Source organism: Halomonas sp. HP20-15 (assembly GCF_033446685.1).
In the GTDB taxonomy this organism is placed as follows: domain Bacteria; phylum Pseudomonadota; class Gammaproteobacteria; order Pseudomonadales; family Halomonadaceae; genus Modicisalibacter.
Map to the genome: position 1 here is coordinate 21,033 of NZ_JAWQLY010000008.1, position 22,731 is coordinate 43,763.

The 22,731-nt window shown below is 64.6% G+C and carries 21 protein-coding genes; 4 read left to right on the plus strand and 17 right to left on the minus strand.

Annotated features, from left to right (window positions below):
• Nucleotides 1-10: 10 nt before the first annotated feature.
• From R6258_RS11755 to R6258_RS11765, 3 genes are all read right to left on the minus strand, one after another.
• Nucleotides 11-1,510 (minus strand): tripartite tricarboxylate transporter permease, encoded by a 1,500-nt coding sequence (locus tag R6258_RS11755; RefSeq protein WP_318450464.1) that lies wholly within the window; start codon nucleotides 1,508-1,510, stop codon nucleotides 11-13.
• 12 nt (nucleotides 1,511-1,522) lie between these two features.
• Nucleotides 1,523-1,999 (minus strand): tripartite tricarboxylate transporter TctB family protein, encoded by a 477-nt coding sequence (locus R6258_RS11760; protein WP_318450466.1) that lies wholly within the window; start codon nucleotides 1,997-1,999, stop codon nucleotides 1,523-1,525.
• Between the two features lie 66 nt (nucleotides 2,000-2,065).
• Complete coding sequence (locus R6258_RS11765; protein ID WP_318450468.1) at nucleotides 2,066-3,067, minus strand: tripartite tricarboxylate transporter substrate binding protein; 1,002 nt, start codon at nucleotides 3,065-3,067, stop codon at nucleotides 2,066-2,068.
• Between the two features lie 392 nt (nucleotides 3,068-3,459).
• Between R6258_RS11765 and R6258_RS11770 the strand changes: the two genes are divergently transcribed.
• From R6258_RS11770 to aroQ, 3 genes are read left to right on the plus strand one after another with little or no spacing between them, the layout of a single operon-like run.
• A complete protein-coding gene (locus R6258_RS11770; protein WP_318450470.1) occupies nucleotides 3,460-5,304 on the plus strand; it encodes a bifunctional sugar phosphate isomerase/epimerase/4-hydroxyphenylpyruvate dioxygenase family protein in 1,845 nt (614 codons plus the stop codon).
• A 59-nt stretch (nucleotides 5,305-5,363) separates the two neighbouring features.
• Nucleotides 5,364-6,230: a shikimate dehydrogenase gene (locus tag R6258_RS11775; protein ID WP_318450472.1), complete on the plus strand. Its 867-nt coding sequence runs from the start codon at nucleotides 5,364-5,366 to the stop codon at nucleotides 6,228-6,230.
• Entirely contained in the window at nucleotides 6,227-6,658 is a 432-nt protein-coding gene (gene aroQ, locus R6258_RS11780) for a type II 3-dehydroquinate dehydratase (protein ID WP_318450474.1), read from the plus strand. Before R6258_RS11775 ends, aroQ begins: the two co-directional genes overlap by 4 nt.
• 99 nt (nucleotides 6,659-6,757) lie before the next feature.
• Here aroQ and nadC read toward each other — a convergent pair whose 3' ends face one another.
• From nadC to R6258_RS11850, 14 genes are all read right to left on the minus strand, one after another.
• Entirely contained in the window at nucleotides 6,758-7,606 is an 849-nt protein-coding gene (gene nadC, locus R6258_RS11785) for a carboxylating nicotinate-nucleotide diphosphorylase (protein ID WP_318450476.1), read from the minus strand.
• 27 nt (nucleotides 7,607-7,633) lie between these two features.
• Complete coding sequence (locus tag R6258_RS11790) at nucleotides 7,634-8,530, minus strand: EamA family transporter (protein ID WP_318450478.1); 897 nt, start codon at nucleotides 8,528-8,530, stop codon at nucleotides 7,634-7,636.
• Nucleotides 8,531-8,625: 95 nt separating this feature from the next.
• On the minus strand, nucleotides 8,626-10,542 hold the full coding sequence (locus R6258_RS11795; protein ID WP_318450480.1) for a TRAP transporter fused permease subunit: 1,917 nt from the start codon (nucleotides 10,540-10,542) through the stop codon (nucleotides 8,626-8,628).
• A 33-nt stretch (nucleotides 10,543-10,575) separates the two neighbouring features.
• The gene (locus R6258_RS11800; protein ID WP_318450482.1) at nucleotides 10,576-11,577 is read right to left on the minus strand and encodes a TAXI family TRAP transporter solute-binding subunit; all 1,002 of its coding nucleotides are present in this window, start codon (nucleotides 11,575-11,577) and stop codon (nucleotides 10,576-10,578) included.
• 80 nt (nucleotides 11,578-11,657) lie between these two features.
• Nucleotides 11,658-12,650, minus strand: a complete 993-nt coding sequence (locus R6258_RS11805) for an ABC transporter substrate-binding protein (RefSeq protein WP_318450483.1) — start codon at nucleotides 12,648-12,650, stop codon at nucleotides 11,658-11,660.
• Between the two features lie 63 nt (nucleotides 12,651-12,713).
• Entirely contained in the window at nucleotides 12,714-13,973 is a 1,260-nt protein-coding gene (locus tag R6258_RS11810) for a Rieske 2Fe-2S domain-containing protein (protein ID WP_318450485.1), read from the minus strand.
• Between the two features lie 336 nt (nucleotides 13,974-14,309).
• Nucleotides 14,310-15,059 carry a class II aldolase/adducin family protein gene (locus tag R6258_RS11815; RefSeq protein WP_318450487.1) on the minus strand — a complete coding sequence of 250 codons (750 nt, stop codon included), beginning with the start codon at nucleotides 15,057-15,059 and terminating at the stop codon, nucleotides 14,310-14,312.
• Nucleotides 15,060-15,102: 43 nt separating this feature from the next.
• Nucleotides 15,103-15,600 carry a MarR family winged helix-turn-helix transcriptional regulator gene (locus tag R6258_RS11820; protein ID WP_318450489.1) on the minus strand — a complete coding sequence of 166 codons (498 nt, stop codon included), beginning with the start codon at nucleotides 15,598-15,600 and terminating at the stop codon, nucleotides 15,103-15,105.
• 44 nt (nucleotides 15,601-15,644) lie between these two features.
• Entirely contained in the window at nucleotides 15,645-16,850 is a 1,206-nt protein-coding gene (locus R6258_RS11825) for a Gfo/Idh/MocA family oxidoreductase (protein ID WP_318450491.1), read from the minus strand.
• Between the two features lie 25 nt (nucleotides 16,851-16,875).
• On the minus strand, nucleotides 16,876-17,853 hold the full coding sequence (locus R6258_RS11830) for a PDR/VanB family oxidoreductase (protein WP_318450493.1): 978 nt from the start codon (nucleotides 17,851-17,853) through the stop codon (nucleotides 16,876-16,878).
• Between the two features lie 272 nt (nucleotides 17,854-18,125).
• On the minus strand, nucleotides 18,126-18,497 hold the full coding sequence (locus R6258_RS11835) for a hypothetical protein (RefSeq protein ID WP_318450495.1): 372 nt from the start codon (nucleotides 18,495-18,497) through the stop codon (nucleotides 18,126-18,128).
• 96 nt (nucleotides 18,498-18,593) lie between these two features.
• Nucleotides 18,594-19,541 (minus strand): AEC family transporter, encoded by a 948-nt coding sequence (locus R6258_RS11840; protein WP_318450496.1) that lies wholly within the window; start codon nucleotides 19,539-19,541, stop codon nucleotides 18,594-18,596.
• 22 nt (nucleotides 19,542-19,563) lie between these two features.
• Complete coding sequence (locus R6258_RS11845) at nucleotides 19,564-20,346, minus strand: IclR family transcriptional regulator (RefSeq protein ID WP_318450498.1); 783 nt, start codon at nucleotides 20,344-20,346, stop codon at nucleotides 19,564-19,566.
• A gap of 42 nt (nucleotides 20,347-20,388) precedes the next feature.
• Nucleotides 20,389-21,168 (minus strand): IclR family transcriptional regulator C-terminal domain-containing protein, encoded by a 780-nt coding sequence (locus tag R6258_RS11850; protein ID WP_318450781.1) that lies wholly within the window; start codon nucleotides 21,166-21,168, stop codon nucleotides 20,389-20,391.
• Between the two features lie 168 nt (nucleotides 21,169-21,336).
• On the opposite strand from R6258_RS11850, the gene R6258_RS11855 reads away from it, so the two are divergent.
• Nucleotides 21,337-22,677, plus strand: a complete 1,341-nt coding sequence (locus R6258_RS11855) for an adenylosuccinate lyase family protein (RefSeq protein ID WP_318450500.1) — start codon at nucleotides 21,337-21,339, stop codon at nucleotides 22,675-22,677.
• Nucleotides 22,678-22,731: the final 54 nt, after the last annotated feature.

Below are 22,731 nucleotides of genomic sequence, written 5' to 3' on the forward strand. Positions count from 1 at the left end.
GCGTAACATGTTAGCGCGACTTGCGCCTGGCTAGCATCGCCTTGAGCGGCGTGTTGCTCAACAGCAGCAGTACCACCGCCACGCTCAATATCAGCGAGAGCGGATTGGTCACCAGGGCCAGCAGGAAGGCACCGCTGTCGTCACCCACCGAGGACATCGCCTGGCGGTAGGTAGTATCCATCAGCGGGCCGAGAATCACGCCGAGAATGACCGGGCCCGTCTGGAAACCGAAAATCTTCAGGAAGTAGCCGACAATGCCGAAGCCGAGCATCCAGTAGACCTCGGTCATGCTGCTGTTCAGCGAGTAGCTGCCCACCACGCACAGCACCAGGATCAACGGGATCAGGATCCCCTTGGGCAGCTCGACCACCTTGGCGAAGATCTTGATGCCCATCAGGCCGAAGATCAGCAGGAAGATATTGGCCAGCACCAGCGCGCCCACCACGAACCAGAAGATATGCGGCGAGGTCACCATCAGCATCGGGCCGGGATTGAGGCCATGGATGACCAGGGCGCCGATCATTATCGCTGTTACCGCGTCACCGGGCATGCCCAGGGTCAGCATGGGAACGAAGGCACCGCCCACTGCCGCGTTGTTGGCGCTTTCCGGGGCGACCAGGCCTTCATACGCCCCCTGTCCAAAGGGCCGGGAAGGCTTCTTGACCGAGCGCTTGGCATGGTCGTAAGCGAACAGGGCGGCAATGTCGCCGCCGGTCCCGGGCAGCGCGCCAACGATGACACCGATGAGCGAGGTGCGAATCGACAGTGGGAGGAACTTCAGCACCAAATGCAACGAGGGAATGATTTTGTCGACGTTCTGGCGTACCGGCTTGACGTTGAGCTGATGCAATTGGAAGAACGCCTCGGCGACCCCGAACAGGCCGATCATCACCACGACATAGTGGATACCGCCCAGCAACTGAATGTTGCCCATGGTGAAGCGCGGTTCGGCGGTCACCGGATCCATGCCGACCAGGCCGATGATGGCGCCCAGCGCGGCGGCGAAGATGCCACGGGACAGCGACTCCGCCGCCAGGCTACCCACCAGCATGAGACCGAGCACGGCGATCAGGAAGTAGTCGCGTGGCGCGAACTGCAGGGCGAACTCGGACAGCACCGGTGCCGTGCTGGCCAGCACCAGCACGCCGAGCAGGCCGCCGATCACCGACATCACGGTACTCAGGCCGATGGCCTGGCCGGCCTCGCCCCGCTGGGCCAGCGGGTAGCCGTCGAATGCCGTGGCCACCGCCGAGGGTGCACCGGGGATATTGAGCAGGATGGCAGTGCGCGAGCCGCCGTACACGCCACCGCAGAAGACGCCTACCATCAATGCCAAGGCGTCGTTGACATCCCAGGCGAAGGTGAAGGAAATCAGGATCGACACCGCCATGGTGACCGAAAGACCGGGGATGGCGCCGATGTAGATGCCGGCGAAGGTACCGACCGCCGTCAGCAGCAGTAGCGACAGGTCGGTCCATGACATCAGGAAATAGGCAAGCGAGTCAGCCATGGGAGGACCTCGTCAGGGTAGGTAGACCTGGAATAGCAGCTTGAACAGGGCATAGATGATGGCGATGGAGACGGCGGCGATGATCGCCGACGACACGAAGCGGCCATGACGTAGATAGACCATGGCCACGTACAGGAAGATCGGGGTAGCGACCACGAAGCCGAGTGGCTCGAGCAGGAACAGATAGCCGATGGCCAGCGCCGAGAAGATCACGATCGGCAGGGGAAAGTGCTCGTGCAGGAACTGGCGAGCTTCGTCGAGGGCGCCGCGTGTGTTCGGCTTCTCCTTGCGGAACTGGCCTGCGATGATGACCAGCATCGAGACGATCAAGAGCACGCTCAAGCCGACGGGAAACGCCCCGGGGGAGTTGATCGACTCGAAACCGGCCCCCGAAATCCGGTAGGCCTCGTAGAGGACGCCCAGGCTGAACAGAAGCAGCAATAGATTGAATGCACGCTCGCCGGGCTGGAGCTTGGTGTGACTGGACATGGGGAGAGTCTCCATGAGCAAACGGCGGAGGGGCTGGGCCCTTCCGCCGTTCTTGCTAGCTAGCTGTTACGGCTTGGGAATGCCGACTTCCTCGGGGGAGACCTTGGCGGAACCGGCCTTTTCCAGGGCCCAGGCCGTGACGGACTGCCAGCGCTCCAGGAACTGCTTGGCTTCCTCACCCTGCAGATTGAGCGACTTGGCGCCGTTCTCGGAAAGGAACTGCTGGAACTGCTCGTTGGCCACGCCTTTCTCGTAGGCATCGCTCAGCGTAGCGACGATATCGTCCGGCGTATCCTTGCGCACGGCGACCGCCCAGAACGGGCCCCACGGTAGATAGGATTCCATCTTGGGCAGCGCCTCGGTGATCGGCGGGGTATCCGGCAGCTCCTCGATGGATTCCTTGGTCACCACGGCCAGCCCCTTGAGCCGGCCGGAGGCGATATGCTCCTGGGCGGCGGCCAGACTCAGCGGCATGAAATCGATATGCCCGCCGAGCATGGCGGTGATGCCGGGGCCATCGCCACCGAAGGTGACGTTGCGCACGTCGAGGCTATCGACGGAGTTGATCATCGCCAGCACCGTGCTGGGCAGGCCCCCGGCGCCGGTGCCGCCCATACGCAACTCGCCCGGGTGCTCATGGGCGTACTTGAGCAGGTCGCCGAAGTTCTTCCATTCCTTGTCCGCCGGGGCGGCGATCACCACCAGGCCCTGGCCGATCACGTTGATCGGGGTCATGGCGCTGTAGTCGAAGTCGGCCAGGCCCATGATCGAATACAACTGCGGGTTCTCCGCACCGTAAAGCACTGTATAGCCGTTGGCCGGCTTCTGCATGACGGTGCTCATGCCGATCACTCCGGTGCCGCCGGGACGGTTGGTGAGTACGATGCTGGTACCCAGCGCCTCCTCGACGTGTGGCGTCAGACTGCGTGCGACGTTGTCGGTGGCGCCGCCCGCGCCCCACTGGATGATTCCCTCGATGTTGCGTTCCGGGTAGTCGGCGAAGGCGCTCGAAACGGCGGCCAGGGTGCCGGCCGAGATCGCCAGGCCGGTCAGTAGTTGCTTGATCATGAGCTGTTGTCCTCCAGACGGTGCGACGCTTTGTTGTTTAGAGTGTGTCCGGCATCGTCGCAATGGTATGCATTGTGTTCGATAGGCGAATCGTCGTCCTATCTGCGAACAAGCTAGAGACGGCTTGCGATGCTGTCAATCGTCGAACGCCCGACTAAGACCAATGTCGAATCAAATTTGGAACATCGTGCTAGAACTGGCCTGATGGCGCTTGAGGCCCCGATTCCAGAGGGCTCGCTGGGTGAGCGCGCTTGACAGGATTGTGCTCCAGCAGTCCATAATGCGAACTAAAGAACGCTATGCGAACAATGGGTCGTCCAGCGCCCGCTATCTTACAGTAGGGTATCAACGTCGACGACGGTATCTTGTCCGACAAATCAGGAGAGTATGTCATGCGAGCCATAGCCACCGTCTGCCTTAGCGGTGACCTGCGCAGTAAACTGGAAGCTGTCGCCCGCGCAGGCTACGACGGGGTGGAGATCTTCGAGAATGACCTGCTGTCCTTCGATGGCTCGCCACGCGACGTCCGCGCATTGTGCGAATCGCTCGGCTTGCGGATCGTCGCCTTCCAGCCGTTTCGCGATTTCGAGGCGATGCCCGAGCCGCAGCGCCGGCGCAATCTCGAGCGCGCCGAGCGCAAGTTCGATCTCATGGAGGAGCTGGGCACCGACTTCCTGCTGGTCTGCAGCAACGTCTCGCCGCAGTGCATCGACGACATGCAGCGGGTGGTCGACGACCTTCGCGAACTGGCCGAGATGGCCGGCCGGCGCGGCCTACGCGTCGGCTTCGAGGCGCTGGCCTGGGGGCGCCACATCAGCGATTACCGCGTGGCCTGGGAGGCGGTGAAGCGCGCCGATCACCCGGCGTTGGGGGTGGTGCTCGACAGCTTCCACATCCTGTCGCGCGGCTTCGAACTCGACACCATGGCGGGCATTCCCGCCGACAAGATCGCCTTCGTGCAGATCGCCGACGCGCCGCTGCTGGACATGGACGTGCTGCAGTGGAGCCGGCACTTCCGCTGCTTCCCCGGCCAGGGCCGATTGCCGCTCGAGGCGTTCATGCAGGCGCTGGCCAGGACCGGTTATAGCGGGCCGCTGTCGCTGGAGATCTTCAACGACGCCTTTCGCGCCGCGCCGAGCGACGCCACCGCCAAGGATGGGCTGCGCTCGCTGATCTGGCTCGAGCAATGCGCCGAAGGCGCGCCCTGGTCGCAGCCGGCCCCGGCGCAACCCGACTACAGCGGCATTCACTTCATCGAGTTCACCCTCGACGAGGACAGTGCCGCGCCGCTCGGCGAATTTCTTTCGGCGCTGGGCTTTCAGCACATCGGACGGCACCGCTCCAAGAACGTCGAGCTGTGGCGCCAGGGCGACATCCATCTGGTGCTCAACTTCGAGACCGACAGCTTCGCGCACACCTTCCGCCTGCTGCATGGCACCTCGGTGTGCGCGGTGGGCTTTCGGGTCAGCGATCTCGACACCGCCATGGCCCGGGCGCGGATCTATCAGGCGCCGCTGTTTCGCGGTCCGGTGGGCGAAGGCGAGATGCAGATCCCGGCGCTGCGCGGGATCGAGGGCAGCCTGGTCTACCTGGTCAACGATGCCCAGGCCCGCGACGTGCAGTGGCGAACCGACTTCACGCTGTTCGGCGACGGTCATGACGAAGGGACCGGGTTGACCAACGTCGATCACATGTCCTACGTCCTGCCGCCCACCCAGCAGCTCGGCTGGCTGCTGTTCTATCGCACCGTGTTCGGTTTCGCCGCCGGCAGCGAGCACGAGATAGCCGATCCGCGCGGCATGATGATCAGCCAGACGGTGACCAGTCCCGACGGCTCGATCCGCATTCCGCTCAACGTTTCGTCGGCCGCGGACACCCAGTCGGGGCGCTTCCTGTCGGAGCATCAGGGCGGCGTGCAGCAGATCGCCTTCGCCACCCGCGAGATATTCATGACCGTCGATGCCATGCGCGCGCGCGGCCTGCCGATGCTGCGCATTCCAGCCAACTACTACGACGATCTGGCGGCGCGTTTCGAGCTCGACGATGAACTCCTCGAGGCGATGCGCACGCGCAACATCCTCTACGATCGCAACAACGATGGTGAATTCTTCCACGCCTATACCGAGACCTTCATGGGACGCTTCTTCTTCGAGGTGGTCGAGCGGCGCGGCGATTATTCGCAGTTCGGCGCGGTAAACGCCCCGATCCGCCTGGCCGCGCAGGCGGCGCAGCGCTGAACGCAACCACGCTATGCAACCGGGAGCCCGCCAGGACGGCCCCGCAATGGAGGACGTGCATGAAACTCGGTTTGATCGGCAAGGCAATCATGAACTCCAGCTCGCCGGACCTGCACGTCCGGCTGGGCAAGCTGACGGGCATTCCCGCCAGCTACGATCTCTTCGATGCCAACGAACAACCCATCGAATCGCTCGACTGCCAGGTCCGTAAGGTAATGGCGCAGGGCTATCGTGGCGTCAACGTCACCTACCCCTATAAAGAAGCCGCGCTCCAGGTGGCCTCGGCGGTGGGCGAGGGCGCGCGGCTGGTCGGCGCGGCCAATACGCTGGTTTTCAAGGGCGCGACGATCCAGGCCGAGAACACCGACTTCACCGGTTTCATCAGTGGCTACCGGGCGACCCTCGGCGAGCGCCCGCCGGGGCGCGTGCTGCTGGTCGGCACCGGCGGCGTGGGCAAGGCGGTGGCCTTTGGTCTGGGCAAGCTGGGCGCCGAAGAGATCATCCTGCTCGACCTGGACCCCGAGAAGTCGCGCCGGCTCGCCGAGGAGCTCAAGCGCGCCGGCTTCCCCGCGTCGACGATCGCCGCCGAGGCGGTGGAAGCGACCGCGGCGCGCTGCGACGGCTTGGTCAACTGCACGCCGATCGGTCACGAGAAGAGCCCCGGCTGCCCGTTGCCCGGCTCGGCGATCCAGGCCCACCAGTGGATATTCGACGCCGTCTATGTACCGGCGGTGACCGAGTTCATCGCCGCGGCCAAGGCGGTGGGCGCGCAGGTGGTCAGCGGCGTGAGCCTGTTCGTGTTTCAGGGTGTCGATGCCTTCAAGTTCTTCTGCGAAGATGCTGACAAGCGGGCGTTGGTCGAGGAACAGGCCGCGGCGCTGTTTGCCCACTACAAGCGTGAACTGATGAAGGAGAACGAGGCATGAGTTCGTCCAAGGTGCTGGTCCTGCACGGTCCCAATCTCAACCTGCTGGGTACGCGTCAGCCGGAAATCTACGGCCACGAGACGCTGAACGACATCAACAACCGCCTGTACGAGAAAGCGGCGATGAACGGTTGGGATATTCGCTGCCAGCAGAGCAATCACGAGGGCGAGCTGATCGACGCCATCCACGCCGCGCGCACCGACGGCACCGTGCTGATCGTCATCAACCCGGCGGCCTACAGCCACACCTCGGTGGCGATTCTCGATGCCCTGAACGCCTTCGACGGCAAGGTCGTGGAGGTCCATCTGTCGAACATCCACAAGCGCGAGGCGTTCCGCCATCACTCCTACGTCTCGCTGCGCGCCGACGGCATCATCGCCGGGCTGGGCAGCCGCGGCTATCTGCTGGCGCTGGATGCGTTGCTCTGATTCACGGCGGATACCGCTTTCCTCAACCTCTCGAACCACCTTTCCATTCTCGTTTACTTTTACCGCCACGGCCTGTGCCGTGGCGGTTTTCGTTCGTCGCTAGAGCGACAGACGCATCGACAGGTCGATCGCCTCGAGATCCTTGGTCAGCGTACCGATCGAGATGTAATCCACGCCGGTCTCGGCGATGCGCGGCAGGCTGGCATGAGTGATGCCGCCCGAAGCCTCGAGTGCGCAGCGGCCTTCGACGATGCGTACCGCCGTGCACAGGGCATCGGTGTCGAAGTTGTCGAGCATGACCATGTCGGCCTGGGCCTCGAGGGCCTGCTGGAGTTCGTCGAGATTCTCCACCTCCACTTCGACGGGCTTGCCCGGCGCGAGCCGCCTCGCCATGTCGACGGCCGAAGCGATTCCGCCACAGGCCGCGATGTGGTTCTCCTTGATCAGAAAGGCGTCGTACAGGCCCATGCGATGGCTATGGCAGCCTCCGCAGGTCACCGCGTACTTCTGCGCCAGGCGCAGTCCGGGTAAGGTCTTGCGCGTATCGAGTAGTTTCACCGAGGTGTGCTTGACCATGTCTGCGTAGCGCCGGCTGCGGGTCGCCGTGGCCGAGAGCGTCTGCAGGAAATTGAGCGCGCTGCGTTCGCCGCTGAGCAGGGCACGGGCCGGGCCGGTCAGTTGGCAGAGCCGCTCATCCGGAGCGACGCGATCGCCATCGCTGACGCGCCAATCGAGGGTGACGCTCGGGTCGAGGCGCTTGAAAACGGCCTCGACCCAGGCGGTACCGCACACCACGGCGTTCTCCTTTGCCGTGATATGGGCTTGCGCCCGGCTCTGTAACGGGACGAGCTGGGCGGTGATGTCGCCTGTGCCTAGATCCTCGGCGAGCGCTGCCGTCACGTTGGCCTGCCTGTCGCGTTCGAGTCGTGCCTTGTCGAGGGTATGCATGTTCACTCCGAATCGGGGGGTGGCTGGCTACGCCAGGCCGAAGAAAATCACGATATTGACGCCGAGCACCGTGGTCAGCGTGCCGAAGACCACCCAGCGGTTGACGATCTCCGTGTCGCGCAAGAAGGCACAGGAGGCCAACAGCACGAAAAGCGGCGTGGTGGCCGCCAAGGGCGCGACGATGGTCAGGCTGCCGTGCTGCAGCGCAAGGTAGAGAAACACCGGGCCGAGGCTTGAGAAGACCCCCGCCAGCATGAAGAAGCCAAACTCCCGACGGGAGCAGCGGATGGCGCTGCGAACACCGCCGAGCAGGTAGAGCGAGGCAAACAGCCAGGAGGCGGTGGTGGTCACGGCGGAGGCGGTTACCGCATCGGTACCGGCGTCGATACCGACCTTGCGAAACACCACGGACACGCCATAGGAGAACGAGGCCGCCAGCGGGAAGAGTAGGTTAAGGCGCGAAACCTCGCCGGAACCGGACTCCTGGCTGCCGCCACTCTGTGCGCTGACGAGGAGGCTGCCCAGTAGCACCAGGCCGGCCCCGAGCAGTCCCGGCAGCGTCGCCGATGCATCGAGAAAGAGCATGGCCAGGGCGATCGATACGACCGGGTGGGTCAGCGTCAGCGGCGTGGTGATGCTGGCGCCCAGCCGTGCCATGCCCTGGAACTGGAACAGGCGTCCCAGCAGCGGCGCGAACAGGCCGGCCATCATGAAGAAGCGCCATTCCCTCCAATCGCCGAACTGCCATCCTTTCGTCAGCAGGCTCCAGCTCCACAACAGCGCCACATTGACCGATAGCGTGAGCCATAGCGCGGTGAACGAGGAGGCCGCGCCGACACCGATCCTTATCAGCAGGAAGGTGATCGCGAACATCAGCGCGGAGAGCAGCGCCAGGGCGATGGCGGCGATGTCGATCTCTCCCATCAAGCCGTTGTCCTCGTTTGGGCATTATGGCGGCCGAAAAAAAGCAGTACCGGCGGGCCCGTAGGGGCCGGTACTGCCGTATCGCGCGCCTGGACTTACGCTGCCGGTAGGTTGTGGCCGTTGGGCCGCAGGTGGGGGGAGGCCACGATGGCGATCGCTACGCAGACTATGGCGGCGGCAACCGCCCACCAACTGGGGGTGATGAACAACAGGCCGGCAATGCCGAAGCCGATTCTCGGCAGGGCGGCCAGACGCTGGCGCCAATAGCCTTCCACGGCGATGCTGAGGAACAGCACGCCGACGATGGCGGTGGCGCATGAGACGACGATATCGGTCCAGCCTCCCTCGAGCAGCAATCCCTCGCCATAGACGAAGGCGAACGGCACGATGAAAGCGGTGACCGCGAGTTTTACGGCGCCGAGCGCGATTTCCAGCGGCTTGGCATCGGCGATCGCCGATGCGGCGAAGGCCGCTACCGCCACCGGTGGTGTCATCGCCGAGAGCACCGCGAAATAGAGGATGAACATATTGGTCTGCAGGGTACTGAAATCCATGGCCGTGAGCGTGGGGCCGACCAGCACCGCGGCGAGAATGAACGCCGATGGCGTCGGCATGCCCATGCCGAGGATGATGGCCAGCACCGCCGAGATGACCAGGGCCAGAAAGGCGCTGTTGCCCGCCAGCAGGAAAACCAGGTCGGCGAACTTGCTGCCCAGGCCGGTCATCGATATGCCACCTATGACCAAGCCCGCTGCGGCGCAGGCGGCGACTACCGACACCATGCGTAGCGTCGTCACCGCCAGGGCGTCCCAGATCGCCCTGGGACCCATGCGGGTCGAGCTGCGTACCGCCGATACCATCAGCACTACTGCCGTGGCGACGGCCGCAACGTAGGTCGGCGAATATCCCATGAGCAGGGCCATCGACAAGGCCGCCAGAGGCAGGATGAAGAGCCCGCCGTTCTTGAGCGTTTTGCCCAGCGGCGCCGTTTCCTCCTTGGATAGCCCGCGCAGTCCCAGTTTCTGCGAACGCAGATGCACCTGGGTGTAGACGCAGAGGTAGTAGAGCAGGGCGGGTACCAAGCCGGCGATGGCGATATCGCGATATTCGATGCCGGTGTACTCGGCCATGATGAAGGCCGCCGATCCCATGACCGGCGGCAGCAGGCTACCGCCGGTGGACGCCGCGACCTCGACGCTGCCGGATAACGGTTTGCTGTAGCCGAGACGCTGCATGATGGGAATCGTCACCGAGCCAGTGGTGACGACGTCCGAGGTGGGGCTACCCGACATGGTGCCGTATAGGCCCGAGGAAATGACGGCGATCTTGGCCGGGCCGCCCACCCGCTGGCCGGCGATCGCCGACGAAAGGTCGTAGAAGAAGTCAGCGCCGCCGGCCTTGGCCAGAAAGGTGCCGAACATGACGAACAGGAAGGCGTAAGTTGCGGCGACCCGTAGCGGTACCCCGAACAGGCCGTCCGAGGTGAACATCATGATGTCGAGGAAGTGGTTGTAGCTCACCTCGCGGAAGCCGAGGGCCCCGGGCAAGGAATGTCCCAGCAGGTTGTAGGCCACGAAGACCAGCACGACGCTGGTCAGGCCGAAGCCCACGGTACGTCGTGTCGCCTCGATGGTCAGTACAAGCAGCACGCTGGCCGCGATCAGGTCGGGCATCTCCAGCGGGAACAGGAGCGTGATGCGCTCGGCGATCCGCTCGCTTTCCATGAAGAAATAGATCCCCGCGGCGATGCTGGCTGCGACGAACAGCCAATCGAGCATGCTGGGGCGATCCACGCGCGCCCCGGGGCCGGCGCTCACCGTGAGAAAGAGCAAGGCCAGCATGGCGGACAGGAACACCACGGTCATGACGTACAGATCGATGTACACCACCGTGGTGGTGTACACGACGGCCAGGGCCACCAGGGCGGCGCATCCGTGCACCGCCATGCCCAGCTTGCCCGTGAGAGGCCGCTTGGTGCCGGTCCCCAACAGAGTCGCTAGTTTTGAATTCATCGAAGGAACCTCTTGGCAACGATGCTCTACCGGTTAACGAAGACCCGCTTCTTTCAGGTAACGCAAGGCTCCATCGTGATAGGGAATGACTTCGACCGAGGCCATGATTTCGGGAGTCAGGCTCTTCATCGCCGGATGCACGTTGGCAATCTTCTCGTAGTTCTCGTATAGCGCCTTGGTCAGGTTGTAGGCGGTCTCGTCCTTCATGTCGCTGCGAACGGCGAGGGCGGCGCTGATCGACACCGTCGGCGTATCGTTGGGCGCCCATTCGTAGGCCCCGCCGGGGATGACGAAGGGCTGGGTGCCGGTCTTCGCGGTGACCGTGCTGATGGTCTCTTCGGATATGGGCAGTAGCGACAGATCGACACTGCCGCCGGCTTGCATGATCGAGCTCTGGCGCACGAACAGGCTGTTGAGGAACATGTCGATGCGCCGGTCCTGAATCAGGCTCGACTGCTCGCCGGACGCGGCGTAGATGATCTTTCCGCCCCAGCTTTCGACTTCCTCGGGGCTTGCGCCGATTGCGTCCAGCATGGCTACGGCGACGCTCGAGGCGATGTTGCCGCGCTTGTTGATGGCGATCGTGATGGGCGGCTTGACCTCGGCGATGTCCGCGAAGGTCTCGATGCCGTGCTCCTTGGCGAACTCCTCGCGGATGAATGCCTGCATCGGCGCCCAGGTATAGAGATAGGAAAGTACCCGGATGTCGTCCTTGGCCGGCTCGCGAAATGGCGCCTCGCCGTCACGCGCCAGTTGCAATACCGCGTCCTCGATGATCGCCAGGCTGGCGTCGCCGCGCTGCAATACCGCGACGTTGGCGATGCCGCCGCCCGAGGTCTGATAGGTCACGGTGGAACCGGGATACTCCGCCTTGAGCGCGGAATCGAGTCCGGCGCCGAGCAGCGACCACAGCCCGCCCGGCGAAGCGCCGGCCACCGTCAGGTTGTAGCTTTCGGCGGCGGGGGCTGTATTCATCATCAGGCCGGGGGCGACGAAAGCGGCGGCCAGTAGGGTCTTGCGGATTGATACTTTCATCTCTTCACCTTTTATTGTTGAGCCGGTCTTGCATCTTTTGGACGTTGTTGTTGTGTTGCTTGCCACTGACTCTGCAGGGGTCAGATCTTGAAGCTCTCCAGCGTGGCGGGGTGAAAGAGCTCCTCGGGAGCCAGCGGCCGGCAGGACAAGCCTTCCGCGTGGTGCTGCTTGAGAAACCGCTCCAAGGTGCGCCGATTGGGCTCGAAACCGTACGACCAGAAGTCATCGCCCATCAGCTTTCGCGCGGCCTGGAGCTGATCCTCGACGAAGGGCAGGGTCACCTTCGTGGCGGCAGTGTCGCTGAGCTTGGCCAGGGCCAGCGCCTTGGATTGCTCGAAGGCCTTGTAGACGGAAAACGGCAACCAGGGGTGTCGCTCGACCAGGGTCTTGCGGATACCCAGCAGATGCATGATCGGGAAGATGCCGGTGCGTCGGTACCAGTCGGACGCTGCCTGCTGCGGATCGGCATAGAGATAGCCGACGTGTGGGTGCCCGCGATCGAAGCAGGAGGGCGCGCGCGGCCCCATCACCGCGTCCAGCTCGCCCGAGGCCAGCATGCCCGAGAGGGTCTCGCCCGAGGGTATGTTTTCCACATGGACGCCCTCGGGCAGGTCGAGAGCGATCTTCTCGACCCGTCCCGGCTGCTCGTAGCCGCCACGCAGCCAGGTGACGTCGCTAGCTTTGAGGCCATGGTCCTCCTCGAGAAACAGCCGCGCCCAGACATTGGCGGTGAGCTGGTATTCAGGCACGCCGATGCGCTTGCCGCGTAGGTCGGCGGGGGTCTCGATGCCGCGGTCGGTGCGGATGTAGATCGAGGTGTGGCGGAAGGCGCGCGAGGGAAACACCGGCACGCCCACATAGGGGCAGTTGTCCGCGGCGGTCTTCACCGTGAAGCTGCTCAGCGATAGCTCGGTAATGTCGAAATCGGCATGGCGGAAGGCACGGAAGAATATCTCCTCGGGGTCGTGCAGCATGAACACCGGGTTCACGCCGTCGATCTGCACCTCGCCATCGATCAGGGGGCGCATGCGATCGTAGTTGCCCACGGCAATGGAGAGCTCTAGCTTGTTCATCGGCGGTCCTGAGTCATTGTTTATTGTCTTGTGGCCACTTATTTCCTGCGGCTACGCAAACAGTCACCGAGTCTCGGTGTCCGTCTCGGTCGTGTAGAGCTCGGCTTCCTCGGGAGCGGTGCCCAATTGCCGCCAGTCGGTCTCCTTGGGCACAACGCCCTGGAAGGATTTGAGCTTGTAATGGGGAATGCGCGGCTCGCTGGTGCCGATCGCCGGGCCACCCTGCTGCATGGTCTTGGCGGCCTGGACCATCTGGCGGCGGAACTCGACGATGGCCAGGTCGCTGGCGCCCAGCCGGTCATGGGAGCGGTCGGCTATGGGCCCCATGGTTTCCCACATGGCGATGTCCTGGTTGGGGATGCCCCGGATACCCGTGTAGCTGGTGCCGAGCTGCATGATCCGTCGATCCTGCCAGTAGTTGTTCTCGCGCGTGCGGAACTTGCGGAAGCGGGCGTCGAGGTCGATACCGATCTGCGTGCCGAGGAACTTGCGCCAGGACTCGGTATCCGGCGTCGTGGCCTCATCGCCCCAGGCGATGAAATGGAATGCGGTATGCGTATCGTCGATGGGCACGTGCAGAATCGCGATGTCGTAGAGATTGTTTGGCGGGATCTGCACGGTATAGGGCGCGATGAACAGTGTCGTGCGCACGTAGTCGTGGGTCTTGGCATCGGTGATCGGCCGGCGCAGCGCGGCGTAGCGAAAGCCAAAGCGGGTCTTCTGCAACTGCAGGCGTGGCGCCTTGTCCGTCGAGGGGCGCAGCCAGAGCTTGTCGTTGGCCTCGGCACCGCCGATGCGCGCCGGCACCATGTCGGTGGAGTGCAGCGACGAGGAGTGCGCCGAGTCGATGGCGCCTTCGAGGATCTGCGCCCAGTTGCAGTCGATGATCACCTTTGAGATCGATATCTTGGTTTCCGGCGTCGGCTGAAAGACCGGTGCCGTGAATTCCGGCTGCTCGTCGGCGGGCCCCATGTAGACCCAGACGAACCCGGCCTCCTCGTGGGTCGGATAGGCCTTGTGCTTGACCTTCTCGACCATCTTCGATTCCGCGGGCTCGGAAGCCATTTCGAGGACATTGCCCTCTACGTCCATTTTCCAGCCGTGATACAGACAACGCAGGCCACATTCCTCATTGCGTCCCAGCACCAGCGACGCGCGACGGTGCGGGCACATTTCGTCCAGCACCCCGACACGGCCATCGGTATCCCGGAATGCCACCAGATCTTCACCCAGCAGGCGCACCCTGATCGGGTCGCCGTCCGGTTCCGCGACCTCCTCTGTGAGGCACGCGGGCAGCCAGTGGCGGCGCATGATCTGCCCCATCGGGGCATCACCTTCGACAAGACAGAGGAGCTCGTTTTCTTGTTGAGTCAACATAACCAGAGATCTCCAGATTCATTGGTGCAGCATCTAAGCGTTGGTCGGCATAATACTTAGATATCTAAGTTATAGATCAAAGATAGTCCAAGCGATGGCGATATCAAACACGCCAAAAGTCGTATTTTGACGTCGCGCAGGAGCGACTTTGGTCTAGAAAAAGGCCCGATGCGTGAACCGCCCGAGGGAGTGTCCAGGCATGAAAAATGCCGCCATTGCGACGGCGGTTCGGCATGATTGGCGATAGGCGGCGTAGCGCCTATCGCGAGGTAATGCTGGTGACTACCGGCGGTTGGCCTGAGCGCGCATCTTCCATAGCTGCCACGGCCTTTCCACTTGACCTTCGGTCGACTCCATCGCTGTTCTGGCTTCGTCTCGGGTCAAGTATTCGACCGGGCCGAGGCGCAGGGCATCGGCCTGCAGGCGCGCATTCACCTCGACGTAGACTGCACGATAGACCGCTCGCTTGAGAGTCGGGCCGGTTACCGTCGCGCCGTGTCCGCGCATCAGCACGACATTGTTATTGCCCAGGGAGTGGGCGAGCGATTCGCCGAGCGGGGCGCTTCTGATCAGCAGATCCGTCGCCTCGCCGGCTACATCGCGAATCTCGAATATCGGAGCACCCTCGCCGAGAAAGCCGCTCATGTGACACATCGGCCTCAGCGGAGCCGACTTGACCGCGCTGAACGGCACCACCGAGGGCGAATGGCTGTGAACCACGGCCATGACATCCGGTCGTGCGCGATAGATCTCCCCATGGATGAAACGTTCGAGATAGACCTTGCGCCCGTCGGCATCGACGGGCGTGCCGTCGAGGTCGAATTCGATGATGTCCTCTGCGCCGACCAGGCCTGGCGCCATGTTGCGTGCGAGCAGAAAGCGCTCGGGGCGGTCGGGGTGGCGGGCGCTGACGTGGCCGAACGCATCGACAACGCCTTCGTTGAAGAGAATGTGGTTGGCATGGACCAGGTCCTGCAGAAGCTCGTCGATGTCCGGCGTTCCGGCAACGGCCTGCGGCGTATTGTTGTTCATCGCATATCCTTGGCTGGGTATGGGGTTTCGTCTGGTGGGTGCGTTACTCGTTGGCTTCCGCCAGGTTGCTGATAATGGCGAGCAGGGTGCGCCGGGTCGCCAGCAGGTCGTCGTCGTCGACGCCGCGCACCGCGCTATCGTTGACCGATTCGGCCAGCGGAATCAGGATCTGCTTGAGATCGCGGCCCTTCTCGGTCAGATAGATGTGGATGTTCTTGCGGTTGCCGTTGAGCTGGCGCCGCTCGATCAGGCCATTGGCCTCCATGGCCTTCAGAGCCGTGTAGGTGGTCGGCTCCATGAGACCGGCCTGTTCGCTGAGCTCACGCTGGGTGAGCCCCTCGGTCACCCACAGGATGCGCAGAAACGACCAGTGGCCGAAGCTGACGGAGTGATCCGCCAGCTTCGCCTGCAGGCTCTTGGTGAGTACGCGTCCGGCATCGCGTACCAGGTGGGCCAGACGGTCGTCGGGAACATCCTCCTGCCAGTGTCGGAGTACCGTTCTGGTCTCTTGGTTATTGCTTCGTCGGTTGCTTCGTGCCATCGCTGTTTCCTTGTGACGAGCCCATGGATCTTCCCAGCCAACGCCTACCTTAGCGCAGCGCGGTGGGGCAGTCCCACCTGCTGCGAGAGAGCAACCTCGCGACCGGTGGCCGAGGACTCGAGCATGCCCAGGCAGACTTCCATGGTCGCCAGTCCCCACTCACCGGAGTGGACCGGCGCTCGGCCGTGGCGCACGGCGTCGATCAATTCGTCGAGTACCTCGCGGCGCGGAATCGTCGGGGGCGCCAACGTCTCCAGGTAGCGCCGGCTATCCGCATAGACCTGTACGCCCTGCGGCGAGGGCCGCAGGTCGGCGTGATCGCAGGCCACCACGACGAAGCCGAAATGATTGTGGGTGATCCCCTCGAGGCGGCTATTGGCCAGCGACAGGCCCGCGCCATAGGTACGGGTGTTCTTGAGCGCAGCCTCCTCCTCGGGGCCATGCACCTGAGCGAGCTGTGCCCGGGCGTGACCGTACCGGTGCGGGTCGCGCGGTTGGCCCAGTTCGCCGGACCAGCCGCAGAATTCGTCGCTATCGAAATGCGCGAAACCGCTGTAGGTCATGTTGGCGAAGGCGCCGTCGTCGAAGCTCAGCAGTGCGCCGTAGGCGCCCTCGGTGGGGCGGGCGGCGTCCCACCGGCCGGTGATGGCGCGCACGCTACTGGCACGGCCACCACCGAGCAGGCGCACGATGTCGACCTGGTGCGCCGCCTGGCTGAAGACCACGCCGCCGCCGCTCGCGGTATCCAGCTCCTCCGGGCGTCGCGGTCGGTAGAGGAAATCGGTGAAGTTGAGCGCGTGGATCATCCGTACCGCGCCGAAGTCGCCGCTATCGATCAATTCGCGGGTCCGCAAGTAGGGGGCGTCGAAGCTATGGCTGTGTCCGACCATCAGCCAGCGCCCGGCCCGGCGCATCGCCGCGATCATGGCCTGGCAGTCCGCGAGCGAGAGCGCCATCGGCTTCTCGACCAGCACGTGCTTGCCGTGCGCCGCCGCCAATTCGACATGCTCGCGATGGAATTGGTGAGGCGTGGCGATGTAGACGGCTTCTACATCGGGGTCGGCGCACAGCTCGGCGACTTCGCTGTAGGTGGCGGCGGCGAAGTCGGCCGTGAACTGCCGGCGGGCATCTTCGCGGGGGTCGGCCGCCGCGACCAGGCGTATGCCGGGGTGCGCCGCGAGGGTCGGTAGCAGCAGCATGAAGCCGCGGCCCAGGCCGGCGATGCCGAGTTGCAAACGAGGCTCTGTCATATTCATCTCCGCGCGGTCGGTCGGCTTACTCCGGCAGGTCGATCACCAGCTCCGCCGAGCGGGCGCGCGAGACGCATACCATGATGTTGTCCCGGCGCTCGGCTTCGGAGAGCACTAGGTCGCGATGCTCCGCCTCGCCCTCCACCAGGCGCGTGCGACAGGAGCCGCAGGTGCCGCTTTCGCAGGAGTAGGGCACATGATGGCCATTGGTCCTCAGCGCTTCGAGGATCGAGACCCCCGCCGGGACCGGCACGGCCTCGCCGGTTGCGGAAAGGCGCACAATGAACGGCTTGTCGTCCTCCGTCGGCGCCGACTTGCGCGTGCCGAAATCCTCGAAATGCACGCTCGCCGAGGACCAGTGGCCGGTCATGTCACGTACCGCCTCCATCAGGCCGCGCGGGCCGCAGCAGTAGATGTGCGCTCCCTTGGGCTGCTCCAGCACCGGCCACAGGTCGTAGGCATTGTCGGGTTCGCCCTGGTCATGGTGGATTACCACCTTGCCGCGGTACTCGGGGCCGCTTAACTCATCGAGAAAGGCGGTCTGTGCCTCGTCTCGGGTGAGGTAGTAGAGCTTGAATGGCTTGCCGCCGGTGGCGCGCAGATGGTGGATCATCGCCATGATCGGAGTGATGCCGATGCCGCCAGCGATGAACACGTAGCGCGCCGGATTGCCCTTGAGCTCGAAGTCGTTGTGCGGGTCGGAGACCTGCAGCCTGTCGCCGACCCGGGTCTCGTCGATCAGGCTCTTCGAGCCACCGGTCCCGGTTTCCTCGCGCTTGACCGCGATCACGTAGCGGTGGCGCTCCTCGGGATCGTTGCACAGGGAGTAGCGACGCACCTGACCATTGGGTACGCGGATGTGGAGATGCGCCCCGGGTGTGAACTCGGGAAGCTCGGCGCCCTCGGAGTGCGCTAATTCGATGCGATAGATCCCTTCGGCGATCATGTCCAGCGCCGTCACTTCGAGTGCGCTCATGGGAACTTCGGCGGGAGTGCTAGCCATGGGGAACCCCGTTTTGTCATTGATGGCACAAAATGCTTTTATATCTAAGTATTTTCGACGGCAAAACGCAAGCAGGGGAAACATGCGACTTTAGCCGTGCGGATGAGGACGGCTCGGGCAAACGGCCAAGGCAACTAGCGGATGAAGGAGTGCGAAGCGATACGTCGAGCGGGCGAGCCGGGTTCACGGTCGCATGGGGCGGTCCATGAGCCGGGGGTTGCAAGGGTGTTGCGGGCACCGCGCAAGGCGCTGCCGCCCCGCACGGTGTCGCTTCAGCAGGTGGGGTCGAGCAGACGCCGGCTCGCTGCCAGCGCCCGGCGGGCTCGCGTCAAAGCGCTCACGCCGCGCTCGCGCAGTTCCTGAGTGGGGATCTCCAGGCTCAGCGGAACGTCGCTTGGCAGCACCGCCAACAGGCCGGCCAGATCGATGTCGCCCTCGCCGGGGAAGCAGCGCGCCTGACGGGCCTGGCGAATGATCTCGTCCATGGCGTCGGCGACCAGCGGGAAGTGATGCTCCTCGGGCGTGGCGGGGACCAATCGCAGCCCGACCTGGTCGTAGCCGGCCCGTGCCGCGACCTCGACCATCTCGGGCGGCGAGAGTTCGAGCACGGTCAGGGCGGCGAGTGAAAAGGAGCGTTCGTTCATGGTGTGTCTCGCGGTTCAGCCAGCATCCTTTCTAAGGAAGGCGTCGTCGAACTCCGCTGCATGACGCGCGATCCCGCTCCCTGCGGTTCGCCAAGGCTAGAGCATGGGCAGCCGTTGCGCCTCGATGAACCACAGCAGAGTGCTCACGGTGACGAACGACAACAGCGTGGCGAGCATCAGCGAGGCGGTACACAGCTCGCCGTGTCCGTAGCGCTGGCCGAGGATCGGGTAGACGCTGAGCATCGGCACGCTGGCGAGGATGACCGCCGCCGTGGCCAGCGCCGGGTCGAGCGGCGGCAGCCACAGCAGCATCAGGAACACCGCCAGCGGATGCAGCAGCAGCTTGGCGAACACCACCTGGCTGACCTCGGAGAGCATGCCGCGCAGCTGCAGCCCGTAGAGGCTGCCCCCGACCACGAACAGCGCCGTGGGGCCTGCCGCGGTGGCCAGCATGTCGATGGTCTTGAACACCGGGGCGGGTAGTTCGAGCCCGCTGACGGCGATGACCAGGCCGCTGAAGATGGCGATCAGGATCGGGTTGCGGGTCAGGCGTCGCAGCGTCTTGAACAGGGCGGTCCAGAACGAGCCACCCTGTTGTCGGCCGGCCTCGGCCAGCGCCAGGGCGGTGGGAATCATCAGCAGGTTTTCCACCACCATGTTGAGCGCCATGGCGATCGCCGCGGTGGGGCCGACGACCATGGCGGCGATCGGATAGCCGATGAAGCCGCTATTGGCCGACGAGGTGCCGAGGGCGAAGATCGCGCTCTCGCCGAGCGGCTTGCCGCGCAGCCGGGCGAAGCCCAGGGCCGCGGCGAATAGCGCCCCCGAACCGAGCCCGCAGGCCGCCAGGTAAACGGGATTGAAGACCTCGTCGATCGGCCGCTGGATCAGCGCGCGGATGATCAGCGCGGGCAGCGCGAAACTGATCACGAAACCGCCCAGGCTCTGGACCTGGCCCTTGTCGAGCAGGCGTGTCATCACGGCCAGGTAGCCGATACCGATCAGCAGGAAGATCGGTGTGGTGATGGCGAAGATTTCGAGCACGGCAACGTCCTTGTCGAGCGAGTCACTCGGAGAAAAGCTGCGATGACTGGCTGCAATGCGAGAGTTCCTCGACGGCCTGCAGCAGCTTGGGGGCCAGCTCGTGCATGCGGCTTTCGGTGAGCCGCACGCTGGGCCCGGCAACGCTGATCACGCCGATCGGATGACGCTTGATGGGGTGGCGAATGACCGCGCCGAAGGCCGAGGTGCCCAGCGCCGAGCTGTCGACGCAGCAGGTGTAACCGCGCTCCCGAGCCAGCGCCAGACGCTCGAGCAGCTCGGCGTCGGTGCGCGGCGCGTTGGGACCGAAGCGCTCGGGATCGTCGTCGCCCTGTCGGGCGAGTAGGGTCAGGGCGGTGCGGTCGTCCAGGCTGGCCAGCCAGGCCTGCCCCGAGGCGGTATAGCGCAGCGGCGCCTCGCGGCCCATGTCGGGGTCGTAGCGTAGCCCGGTGCGCGTGCCCTGGGCCTTGGCGATCCAGGTCTGACGATCGCCTTCGATCACCCCCAGGCGCACCAGTTCCCCGGTCTCGGCTGCCAGTCGGTCGAGAATGGGCTGCAGTACGTCGCTGGCGCCGGTGCTGCCCAGGTAGCGAAAGCCCAGTGCAACCAAGCGGGTCGATAGCCGGTAATGGCCGGTGCGGCTTTCCTGACGGGCGTAACCCAGCCGGATCAATTCGTTGCAGATGCGATGCGCGGCGCTCTTGGGAATGTCCAGGCGTTCGGCCAGCCGCTGCAGGGGAATGCCGTCGGGTTCGCTGGACAGGGTCTCGAGTACCCGCAGCGTGCGTTCGATCAGGCTGCCTGCCATCTATCCTTCCTTTCATGACGACGCTTGAAGCGCGGTGAGACGTCAACTGACCTGGATGGCGATCTGGCGGGTCTTCTCCTGCAACAGCGGCAGGAAGCGCTCGGTGAGCGTGGCCAGGTCGATACGGGCGGCGTTGGTGCTGACGTTGATGGCGCCGAGCAGCTTGCCGTTGGCGTCGAACGCCGGCACTGCCAGCGAGCGCAGCGCCGAGTCGAGTTCCTGGTCGACGATGCAATAGCCCTGCTGGCGGACCTGGCGCAGCCGCACGCGGAGTTCGTCCTTGTCGACGATCGAGCGTTCGGTATAGCGCTCGAGCGTGGCCGTCTCGAGCAATGCCTCGAGCTCGTCCTCGGGCAGTTGCGCAAGCAGCACGCGCCCCATCGAGGTGGCGACTGCCGGCAGCCGGGTGCCCACCGACAGGGTGATCGCCATCAGCCGATGGGGCGCCGCCGAGCGTGCCACGTAGATCACGTCGCTGCCGTCGAGCACGCCCAGCGACGACGATTCGCCGATCTGTGCGGTGATGTCCTCGAGGTGCTGCTGGATCACCGTGCGGTAGTTGTTGGCCGACAGGAACGCGTAGCCCAGTTGCAGGGTTCGCGGCGCCAATTCGAAGTGGCGGTTCTGCTTGCGCACGTAGCCCAGCGAGTTCAGGGTCAGCAGGAAGCGCCGCGCCCGGGCCCGGTTCATGCCGGTCTTGGCGGCGACCTCGCTCAGGGTCATGCGCGGGTTGGCGTGATCGAACGCCAGGATGACATCCAGGCCGCTGGCCAGCGCGGTGACGAAGTCTCGATCGTCGGGACTCAGGGGCTCATCCTTCATGTGCGTCGTCATGGCGCCACTATTCCTGTGTTGCGTTATAGAAAACAGCGCTGTGCTGTGGACCCGGAGACGTTGTCGGCAGGTCGCTGTGACTCTAGCATAGAGTTCGAATTGCGAACACGTGTCCGCCAATTCGCCATTAGTGGCATGCCAACTGGAGAAAAGCGCATGTATGACCTGCTGTTACGCCATCCTTTCATGAGCGATACCGGGCGCGAGGCGTGCCAGGCAACGGCGCTGGTGCGGGCGATGTGCGACGTCGAGCTGGCGCTCGCCGCCGAGCAGCAGGCGCTCGGTCTGTTGCCGGCGGGCAGCGCCGAGGCCATAGCCGCGCAGCTCGACGAGGCCGACTTCGACATCGCTGCGCTGGCGCGGGAGACCGCCAAGGGCGGCAATGCGGCGATTCCCTTCGTCAAGCAGGCCCGGGCGGCGCTCGCCGACGACCTGAAAGGCCATTTTCATCGCGGCGCGACCAGCCAGGACATCGTCGACAGCGCGCTGATGCTGCTGCTCAAGCCGCGCCTGCAGCGTTGCTCGCAGCTGGTCTGGCAGAGTCTCGCCGATGGCGCGGCGCTGATGCAACGTCACCGCGACACGCCGATGGTCGGGCGCACGCTGATGCAGCAGGCACTGCCGATCACCTTCGGCGCCAAGATCGGCCAATGGCTGTGGGGGCTGCATCAGGCTCGCCAGCGCCTCGATACGGCGATCGACAGCGGCCTCTACCTGCAGTTCGGCGGCGCGGTGGGCGTGCATTCGGGGCAAGGCGAGCACGGCGTCGCGCTGATGACCGGCATGGCCCGGCGGCTGGGGCTCAGCGAGCCCTGGTTGCCGTGGCACACCGACCGTCAGCCGATCCATGCCCTGGGCTGTGCGCTGGATGGCGTCGCCGTGGCCGCCGAGAAGATCGCGCTGGATGTGGCGCTGATGACCCAGACCGAGGTCGGCGAACTGGCCGAGCCGGCCGAGGCCGGGGTCGGCGAATCGTCGTCGATGCCGCACAAACGCAATCCGGTGGGCTGCGCGCGGATCCGCGCCGCGGCGCGTCAGATCCACGGCGCCTTGGGCGTGCTCGCCAATGCCGGCGCCCAGCCGCTGGAGCGTGGGCTCGGCGAGTGGCACGCCGAATGGGCGCCGCTGGTCGATGGCGTGCTGCTGCTGGAGGGCGCGCTGGAAACCCTCGGCCACTTGCTCGGCGGGCTGGAGGTCGACGAGCAGGCCATGGCGCGCAACCTGGCGATGACCGGCGGGGCGATCATGGCCGAGCCGGCGGCACGCGTGCTGCAGACGATCCTGAGCAGCGACGACGCCAAGCTTGTGGCCCGCGAGGCCAGTGAAACCGCGCGCCGCGACGGTGTCGCCTATGCCGACGCGCTGTTGGCCCACGCGCGGGTCGCGGGCAGCGCCGCCGAAGCCTCGGCGCTACGCCAGGCGGTACGGCCGGAATTATACATTGGTAGTAGTCGGCAGCTCGTCGAACGCGTCGCTGAGCGTCTCGGGCGGAGATAAGCCATTTTTTTTAAAAGCTATTTTCTATTCCAAAGGAAGATCGGCGGGCCGCGC